Consider the following 9,215-nt stretch of genomic DNA (forward strand, 5'->3'; position numbering starts at 1 on the left):
TCGCATCCTCGCAGGTCAGGACACCTTTTCTGCTACCGGATCGTCAGACCGCACAATTCCGCTGAATGGCCAGGGTTCGTGGCACACTGACATCACCTACATCCCCACCGACGAGGGCTGGCTGTATCTGGCGACCTGGCTGGACCTGGCGACCCGCGAGATCGTCGGCTACTCGATGGCCGACCACCACCGCGCGTCCCTGGTGGTCGACGCACTGACGATGGCCGCCGGCCGCAGCGACCTCCAGCCCGGCTGCATCGTGCACCCCGTTTCCCACTGTTCACCGCGTGACTCCAATCGACGGCCGTGCCTCTGGAGACGCGCCGCGCTTTCTTCCGGATCCAGCCCGCACCAAACTGCACCGGGGCTGCTGAACCACCCCGGTCGCAGTCTTCGCCCGCGCCGCACAACGCCTGTTGGCCCTTGCCGGGGACGCGGCCACATCCACAGCCCGGCCGGGGCGCAGGGGATGAACACCGGGACCCAGGACGCGCTCAACCTCGGCTGGAAGCTCGCTCTCGTCTGTCGGGGCGCCGCGCCGGAGGGATTGCTGGAGACGTACGAGACCGAGCGTGCCCCGGTGGGCCGCGTTGTCCGGTGCTTCACGGACCGCGCCTTCCGTCCGCAGCAACAACCCGGCCGTCCGGCTGGCCCGCACCCAACTCGCCCCCGTCTGCCCCCGTTGGTGCTGCGGACGACGGCACTGCGCGGCCGGGTCTTCCGTGTGGTCTCCGAACTCGGCATCCGCTACCGGCGCAGCCCCGCCTCCGCGGCGGGCTCGCGCCCGCTGCGGCGCGGTCCGCAGGCCGGCGACCGACTGCCCGACCTGCCGCGCGGCCTCCAGGCGCGTTGTGTCGCCCCGGGGTATCAACTGCTGCTCACCGGGCCGCCCTACCTGTGGAGCGACGAACGGATCGCCTCATTCCTGCGGGGCGGTGACGGCCTCGTCGGCGTCCACCGCGTCGGGACCCGGGCCCCTTGGCCTGGCGTCGTACACGCGCTCGTACGCCCCGATGGCTACCTCGGACATGTGGCCCGGGGCACGCAGCTCGCGGGGCTGCGCGGGTACCTCGATCGATGGCTTCCCACCTGATCCGACGCGTCATGACGGCCTCGGGGGACTGGGGGCGGGAGCCGCCTCAGAGGCCGGCGCCATGCAAACCCGTCGTGGGCCTCGTCGCGGGTGCGACGCGTCTGTGTCTCGCCCTCTTGGCCCTGGTCGTCGTGGGGGGTGTGCATGGTGCTGGGCCCAAACCAGTGACGGTCCGGGCCCGACGTCGGACAAGATCCGACGCCCTAGGTGTCGTGCCGAAGCTCGACAGGAGCGGTGCCGGCGAGGGCAGCAACCGGGGGTCGGCCGCTGCCCCGTGACTAGCCTGTCCTGGGCGCCGCCGCTGCCAGATCCGCCGGCGGCGCAGGGGCGGGCAGGAGGTCGTCCGCGTCGGCGCCTTCGAGGTGGATGTCCGGCAAGACCCGCTGCAGCCAGCCCGGCAGCCACCACGCGTGCTTCCCGAGCAGGCTCATCGCGGCGGGAACGAGGACCATCCGCACCAGCGTCACATCGAGGAGGACGGCCACGGAGAGGCCCACGCCGAACAGCTTGGTCGTGGCCTCGTCCATCAGGATGAACGCGCCGAACACACCGATCATGATCAGTGCCGCACTCGTGATCACCCGGGCCGTGGAGCCGACGCCCTCGACGACCGCCGCTTTGGCGTCACCGTGGCGCTGGAACTGCTCACGCACCCGGCTGAGCAGGAACACCTCGTAGTCCATGGACAGTCCGAAGAGAACCGCGAACATGAGCATGGGCGCCAGCGACATGATCGGAACGCTGCCGTCGAGGCCGATGAGACCGGCCCCCCAGCCCCACTGGAAGATCGCGACGAGCACTCCGTACGCGGCAGCGATGCTGAGGACGTTGAGGATCGCGGCCTTCAGCGGAACCAGGACCGACCGGAACACGATCATCAGGATGATGAAGGACAGTCCGATCACGGCGCCGAGGAACCACAGCATGCGCTGCTGGAGCTGCGTCGCGAGGTCCGCACTCAGGGCGGCCCCGCCGGTGACCATCGGCTTCGCGTCGGTTCCGCGCAACGCGTCGGGCAGCAGGTCCTGGCGCAGGCGGTTGACGAGCTCGCCGGTCTTGGCGTTCTGCGGAGAGGTGGTCGGGGTGACGGCGAACGCCGCCAGATCGCGCTTGGGGCTGAGCGCCACAGCGCCCACGGAGGCGATTCCGGGATCGTCTTCCAGGGCTGTGCCCACGCCCTCGACCGCGGACGGGTCGGCGCCGTTCATCTCGATCACCACTTGCAGCGGGCCGTTGACGCCCGGTCCGAAGCCCTCGGCGATGAGGTCGTACGACTTGCGTGTGGTGCTGGTCGGAGCATTGTTGCCCGCGTCGGGGAAGCCGAGATGCATGGAGAAGACCGGCACCGCGAGAACGCCGAGCACAACGAGGGCGACAGCGCCGTAGCGAACGGGCTGTGCGACCACCTTGGCGGACCAGCGGCTGGACTTGGACTGCGGGTTGTACGCCGGCTTCGGCTTCACGAAGGGAATTCGCAGGCTGTTGACCCGTCGGCCTGCGAGCCCGAGCATCGCGGGCAGCAGGGTCAGTGCGGCGAGCAGGGTCACCGTGACCATGATCGCCGAGGCCCAGCCGATCACGGTGAGCATCCGGAGGCCCGCCAGCTGCAGACCGGTGATCGCCACGATGACGGTGACGCCGGCGAACAGCACCGAGAGGCCCGCCGTGGCGTTCGCGCGGCCCACCGCCTCGGGTACGGGCATGCCGCCTGCCAGGTGCTGGCGGTGCCGGGTCAGAATGAACAGCGCATAGTCGATGCCGATCCCGAGGCCGAGCATCATGGCGACGATCATGGCGATCTCGGGGACGGCCATGATCCCGGACATGACGCCGATGGTGCTGAAGCCGATGAGGATGGCCACCAGCGCGGCCACGATCGGCAGGCTCATCGCGACGAGGGAACCGAACGCCACCGCCAGGATCACGACGGCGAACGCGACGCCGAGCATCTCGCTGGGGACCCCGCCGGCCTCCTCACCCTTGGCCTGGCCGAGGCCACCGTCGTACTCGACCTGTACTCCGGCGGCGCGGACGGGCTCAGTGGCTCGTTCCGCGGCGTCGAACTGGGCCGCGGTGACCTTCTCCTCGGTGTCGAAGGCCAGGGTCGTGAAGCCGGTCCGGCGGTCGGGACTCAGCGTCGGGCCCCGTGCGTCGTACGGATCGGACACCGCCACCACGTGCGGTATCCCGGCGAGTTCGGTACGTGCCTCGGCCACCGCGGCCTTGACCTCCGACTGGGTCAGCCCTTCGTCGGAGTGGAAGATGATGTTGGCGGTGGAGATGCTCTCCTGCGGGAACTTGTCCTCGAGCGCCTCGGCCGCCTTCTGTGACTCGATGCCGGGCACTTTGAAGGTGTCGTCGGCGCTGCCGCCGAAGGACTGGTTGAGCAGGAAGGCTGCGGCCGCGATCGCGACCCACGTCATGATGACGCGCCATGGGTGCCGGCCGGCGAAGTGTCCGATCCGGTAGAGCAGTTGGGACATGGGGTACCTCTCAGGTTTCGTTGACGAGTGTCTGGGTGGGGCGTTCGGGCGGCTCGTGGGCACCGGGAGGTGCCTTGGCGGTCCAGAAGCGCCGGTGCGCGAGGACGAGGCAGACGGCCACCGCGCACCAGATGCCGAGGTACAGCCAGGTCTCCCGGGTCGCGTCCGCGCCGGACGGCCAGAGGTCCTCGGTGTTGATGGTGCCTTCGGTGGCATGGGCCAGCAGGGTCAACAGGGCGCTGCCGCCGGCCTGGTTGAACAGCCAGCCGTACCAGAAGGTGAGTGCCACGGTGGTCAGCGCCTCGTGCGGCCTGACACCGAAGGACGAGATGAAGAACAGCGGTAGGTGCCAGCCGGTGATCAGGACCGCGAGGATCGCGGTGGCCGCCAGCGGGCTGCGGCGCTTCTGGAGGCCCGGCTGGGCGAAGCCGCGGAAGCTGGACTCTTCGTTGAGCGGGCCGTTGAAGGGGTCGACCATGTTCATTCCGATGGCGAGCGCGATGCCGTACCAGGGGGTGAAGTCACCGGTCGAGGGCGTGGGCGCACCGAACGCCATGTTCGCGCCCATGGCGGCGAAATGGACCGCCAGCGGTACGGCGATCGCCGCCACGTACCAGATCCAGCGCACCCGCCAGCGGATCAGCCGGGAGCCCAACTCGCGCAGCCCCGCGGTGCCCTGGGAGACGGACACCACGATCAGGGCGGCGATGAGGGCGCCGGGTGCGAAGAAGCTGCCGAACGGTACGGCGGACCAGCTCAGGGCGTAGGCCAGCACGAAGAACGCGCCCAGTGGATGGGCCTGGACCCATGTGGCGGGTCGGGACATGAGCTTCCTCCTCGGGGCGCGGAGTCGCGGTGGGCCGGGATCCTGGGGATGGGGTACGTCGGGGGTGCCCCGGCGGGGCTCTTCCGGTTCCTCTTGGATGACCCGGGTCTTCATCACGGCTCCTTGGGTGCGTTTCGGGACTGCCCTTCACGCTGGCAGTCCGCGGTACGGCGGGTAAGGCGGGCCACTGGCAGGTGCGGGGGGCGGGTTTCTGGTGTGCCGCACGGGTGCTGACACTCCCCTCGGGCACCGGGAAGGGAGTTCGGCGTCCGCGCTGGCGCGGGTGCCGTGCCGGGAGTAGCGTGCGAGCGACGCCTCCCTTCATCTCCGGCCGTACGCACGCCAGTTGTGGACGGTCGCGCCCCGGTCACGCCCGACGGCAATGATCGGGAAGGGGGAAGTGATGCCCGTGCTCTCGGCACGTCGCTCTGTTCGCGCGCGGAGGCCGGTGCTGCTCGGCGGCCTGGCGGGCCTGGTGCTGGCCGCGACCGCAGGCGGCTGCCTGACGCTCGCCGCGGCGAGCGGTGTTCCGGCGGTACACGCCGCGCTGCTTGTGTGGATCTCGGTGTGCTACTCCGCGGCCGGTCTCGTCGCGTGGTGGCACCGGCCGGCCAACCGCTTCGGCCCGCTGATGTTCCTCGCGGGAGTCGTCAGCTTCGCCTCGGCCCTGTCGTGGTCGGGCACCGCCGCCGTAGGGACCGTCGGGCAGCTGGTCGACCTGCTGCCGCTCGTACTGTTCCTGCACCTGTTCCTGGCCTTCCCGGCCGGCCGACTGACGGGCCGGCTGGAGCGGCTGCTCGTCGGCCTGGGCTACGTCGCCGCGGTCGTTGGGCAGCCGCTGGCGATGATGCTGGGTGGGTTCGGCCCGGATCATCCGCTACGGCTGGTCGACGCGCCGGAGGCGGGCAGGACGCTGTTCCACGGTGAGCTCATCGCGATCAGCGCGGTCTCCCTCGCGGGTGTCGTGCTGCTCGTGGCCCGCCGTCGGGCCGGCGGGCGGCCGTTGCGCAGGTCCCTCGGGCTGCTGATCGACTCCTTTGCTCTCGGGCTGGTGATGATCGCCGTCCTGCTGGTGGTGGGCGTGTTCGGCGGACCTCCGTTCCCGGTGGTCCAGCGGGTGAGCCTCGCGGTGATCAGCCTCGCCCCGGTCGCCTTCCTCGCCGGACTGCTGGGCGCCCGGCTGGCCCGCACCGCCGTCGCGGGCCTCGTGGTGGAGCTGCGGGCCGAACCCGCCGATCTGCGGGCCCCGTTGGCCCGGGCGTTGGGGGATCCGTCGCTCGTGCTCATGTACTGGCTGCCGCAGTTCGCCAGCTGGACGGACCAGCACGGCAAGCCGCTCGAACCGCCCGCCGATCCGTCCCGGACGACCACCCTCATCGAGCGCGACGGCACCCCGGTGGCGGCTCTCGTCCACGACGCCGCACTCAACGAAGAACGCGAACTCCTCGACGCGGTCAGCGCCGCCGCGGCCATCGCGCTGGAGAACGGTCGGCTCCAGGTTGAACTGCGGGCCCACGTCGACGAGTTGCGCGGCTCACGGGTCCGGGTCATCGAGGCGGGCCAGAAGGAGCGCCAGCGGCTGGAGCGCGATCTTCACGACGGCGCTCAACAGCGGCTCATCGCGCTCTCCCTCGACCTGGCCATGCTGGAGGCACGACTCGACGAAGACCCCGCTGCCCGAACCCTCCTGACCCAGGCCAGGGGGGAGATCGCCACGTCCCTGGCGGAGCTGCGCGACGTGGCGCGCGGGCTGCACCCGGCCGTCCTCAGCGCGCACGGGCTCGCCGTCGCCCTCGAATCACTGGCCGCACGGGCGCCCGTACCCGTCCGGTTGGCGGTAGGGCTCGACGGCAGACTCGCCGAAGCCGTCGAGGTCGCGGCGTACTACGTGGTCTGCGAGAGCCTGGCCAACATCGGCAAGCACGCCCGGGCCACCGAGGCGACGGTGAGCGTCGCCCAGGCCGACGGTCAGGTCGTGATCGAGGTCATCGACAACGGGCGCGGCGGCGCCGACACCGAACGCGGCAGTGGCCTGCGTGGTCTGGCCGACCGGGTCGAGGCGCTCGACGGCCGGCTGCGGGTGTGGACGTCGAGCGGCAGCGGCACCCGGGTGAAGGCGGAACTGCCATGCGGGTAGCCATCGCCGAGGACAGCGTCCTGCTCCGGGAGGGACTCGCCCGGCTGCTCGGCGAGGCCGGCTTCGAGGTGCTGGGGCGCTGCCGGGACGCCGAGGAACTGCTCACCCTGTTGCGCGCCGGGCTGCCCGACGTGGTCATCGTCGACATCCGCTTGCCGCCCACCCACAGCGACGAGGGCATACGCGCCGCGGTGGAGATCCGCGCGGCCCACCCCGAGGTCGGGGTGCTGGTGCTGTCCCAGTACGTCGAACTCGGCCTGGCCATGAAGCTGCTGGCCGACTCGGCGGAGGGTGTCGGCTATCTGCTCAAGGACCGCATCAGTGACGTGCCCGATTTCCTGGCCGCCGTCCGCAGGGTCGCCGCCGGCGGCTCCGTCGTCGATCCGACCATCGTCTCCACCCTCCTGTCGCGGCGGCGCAGCGACGATCCGCTCGACCGGCTGACGCCGCGGGAGCGCGAGGTGCTCGAACTGATGGCCGCCGGCAACTCCAACCAGGGCATCGCCGACCGGCTGGTGATCACGCTGCGCGCGGTGGAGAAGTACGTCTCCAGCATCTTCGGCAAGCTGGGCCTCCCTGCCACGGGCAGCGAGTCGCGGCGTGTGCTGGCCGTGCTCCGGTTTCGCGAGCACAAACACGCCGAGGTGATCGCGAGCATGCCCGGCATCGGACCCCTGCTCGGCGCCGAGTTCCTCGCCGCCACCGGCGGCGACATGACGGCTTTCGACAGCCCGGACCGCCTCGCCGGGTTCGCCGGCGTCGCCCCCGCTCCCCGCGACTCAGGCAAGATCAGCGGCACCTGCACCGGCCCAGACGTTACAGTCGGCGACTCCAGCGCGTCTTCTACACCTCCGCGCTGATCAGCATCCGCTGCTGCGAGGAATCCCGCCGCTTCTACGACCGCAAACGTGCTGAGGGCAAACGGCACGCCCAGGCCCTCCTCGCCCTCGCCCGCCGCCGGGTCAACGTCCTGTGGGCCCTGTTGCGCGACGGACGGTGCTACGAACCCATACCCCCCGTCACGAACGCCGCTTGACAAAAAAATTAGGAATCGTAGGCGATCAGTGAGCGTAGGACGGTTTGTCCGGTGGCGTCGTTGTGCCAGATCTCGGCGGTCAGCGCGAGGATGCGTTATATGACGCGGGCTATGACACCTCCGGGTGTGCGCCCTCGGTGCCGTTCGAGGTCAAGCTGTCCCTTGAAGGTCTCGTTGATCGATTCGATGACCTGTCGCAGCGGCTTGAACAGGGCTGCGCCAGGCCGTTCCCGTTCACCTTTACGGGCAGGCCGCAGCAACTGGACTCCATGCTCGGACAGTTCGCGTTCGAAATTACGGCCGAAGTAGTTCCTGTCGCCGATGAGAGTCCGTCGGGGGCGCTCTCGCAGAAGCTCGCATTCGGCTGCCAGGAGGTCAAGGAGGCTCTCGCGTTCGTCGGCCTTGGCCCCGGTCAGGGCAAAGGCGATGGGCAGGCCCTGAAGGGTGCAGACCAGGTGCAGGCGCAGGCCCCAGAAGAAGCGGCTGTGGCTGGCGCAGTAGCCGTATTCGGCCCGACCTGCCAGGTCGGAGCATTTGACGGTCTCGCGGGAGCAGCGGCATTCCACCGGGGTGGAGTCCACGACCCATACGTCGTCGCTCCACACCGAGGTGGTGGTGGCCAGGATCCGGTTGACGCTTCGCATCAGCCGGCGGCCTTGCGCAGCCGCTTGTTGTAGCCGGGCTGCTGGGGCAGGTAGGGGAAGAGGTGGCGCAGGTGGGCACGGGCATGGCGGAGCCATTTGGCCTCGGAAGTATGGCCTGCATCGTGGCGAGGGTGACCAGTCCGGCATCGCTCAGGCGGGGCGTAATGCCGACCGGCGGACGCCACGGCGCCAGGTCGGGATGCTCCTTCAGCATGTCGTCGGTCGTCGCATAGAGTGCTGTCGCGAGGGTGTCCACGTCGTTCGTCACAAAACGATCTTGGACACCCTCGTCCTCGTCTCCACAGGCACCCCTTGGACCACACCACCAGGAGGAACCAGTGTCATACCCGCAACTGCTCACCCCCGAGGAGAAGCTCGCCGACGCGAAGAAGCTGTTGAGCCTCCCGCGTATCGTCGTGATCTGCGGCTCCACCCGCTTCATGACCGAGATGAACGAGGCCGATCTGCGGGAGACCAAAGCCGGAAAGATTGTCGTCAAACCGGGCTGTGACATGAAGGCGCCGCACGAATTTTGGTCCGATCCTGTCGAGGCCGAGGCGCTGAAGGTTCGACTCGGCGATCTGCACCGGGCGAAGATCCGCCTCGCTGATGAGGTGCTCGTAGTCGGCAACTACATCGGAGACAGCACCCGAGCCGAAATCGCCTACGCCCGGTCGCTGGGCAAGCCCGTGCGGTTCACGCACCCCGAAGTCGACCCTGACGCCTGACCGCCCGACTGCCACCTCGACAACCAGGGCCGGCAGCCCGCCGCCTGACCGTCTCGCGGTGGCTTCGGCCGCCGCCCGCCCCACACCCTCCGCAGGCATCCCTTGGAATTGATCATCTAGGGCCGACGCGCCCAGCGAGGCCAGCAGCGGGCCAGTGATCGAGCGGGCACCCTCGTACACGAAGTCCGCGAGCGTACTTCCCAGCGGGTCTCCGTAGGCGGCGGGGTCCGTGGAGCCAGGCGATGGCGGACTCGGCGACCCACCGCAC

At 69.7% G+C, this 9,215-nt stretch carries 5 protein-coding genes and 4 pseudogenes; 6 read left to right on the forward strand and 3 right to left on the reverse strand.

The window, feature by feature from the left end; genetic code table 11:
- Window positions 1–79 precede the first annotated feature (79 nt).
- A pseudogene (locus AC5P09_RS50400) lies at window positions 80–265 on the forward strand (DDE-type integrase/transposase/recombinase); the annotation flags it as partial.
- Between the two features lie 204 nt (window positions 266–469).
- Window positions 470–1,093: an FAD-dependent monooxygenase gene (locus tag AC5P09_RS50405; RefSeq protein WP_493880393.1), complete on the forward strand. Its 624-nt coding sequence runs from the start codon at window positions 470–472 to the stop codon at window positions 1,091–1,093.
- 278 nt (window positions 1,094–1,371) lie between these two features.
- Here the strand turns inward: AC5P09_RS50405 and AC5P09_RS50410 are convergent, their stop codons facing one another.
- Together AC5P09_RS50410 and AC5P09_RS50415 are read right to left on the reverse strand one after the other, a co-directional pair.
- Window positions 1,372–3,576: an MMPL family transporter gene (locus AC5P09_RS50410; protein ID WP_493880389.1), complete on the reverse strand. Its 2,205-nt coding sequence runs from the start codon at window positions 3,574–3,576 to the stop codon at window positions 1,372–1,374.
- Window positions 3,577–3,586: 10 nt separating this feature from the next.
- Window positions 3,587–4,402 (reverse strand): CPBP family intramembrane glutamic endopeptidase, encoded by an 816-nt coding sequence (locus AC5P09_RS50415; RefSeq protein ID WP_493880390.1) that lies wholly within the window; start codon window positions 4,400–4,402, stop codon window positions 3,587–3,589.
- Between the two features lie 403 nt (window positions 4,403–4,805).
- On the opposite strand from AC5P09_RS50415, the gene AC5P09_RS50420 reads away from it, so the two are divergent.
- The 3 genes and pseudogenes from AC5P09_RS50420 to AC5P09_RS50430 form a co-directional block, all read left to right on the forward strand.
- Window positions 4,806–6,539, forward strand: coding sequence for a sensor histidine kinase (locus AC5P09_RS50420; RefSeq protein WP_493880391.1), 1,734 nt, complete (start codon window positions 4,806–4,808; stop codon window positions 6,537–6,539).
- Window positions 6,530–7,171 (forward strand): annotated as a pseudogene (locus AC5P09_RS50425) (response regulator transcription factor); the annotation flags it as partial. The gene AC5P09_RS50420 and the pseudogene AC5P09_RS50425, both read left to right, overlap by 10 nt.
- A pseudogene (locus AC5P09_RS50430) lies at window positions 7,157–7,575 on the forward strand (transposase); the annotation flags it as partial. The pseudogenes AC5P09_RS50425 and AC5P09_RS50430, both read left to right, overlap by 15 nt.
- An 8-nt stretch (window positions 7,576–7,583) precedes the next feature.
- On the opposite strand, the pseudogene AC5P09_RS50435 reads toward AC5P09_RS50430, so the two are convergent.
- Window positions 7,584–8,487: pseudogene (locus tag AC5P09_RS50435) on the reverse strand (IS982 family transposase).
- Window positions 8,488–8,557: 70 nt separating this feature from the next.
- On the opposite strand from AC5P09_RS50435, the gene AC5P09_RS50440 reads away from it, so the two are divergent.
- Window positions 8,558–8,947 carry a hypothetical protein gene (locus AC5P09_RS50440; RefSeq protein ID WP_493880392.1) on the forward strand — a complete coding sequence of 130 codons (390 nt, stop codon included), beginning with the start codon at window positions 8,558–8,560 and terminating at the stop codon, window positions 8,945–8,947.
- Window positions 8,948–9,215 lie beyond the last annotated feature (268 nt).

This window comes from Streptomyces sp. a15, assembly GCF_059026085.1.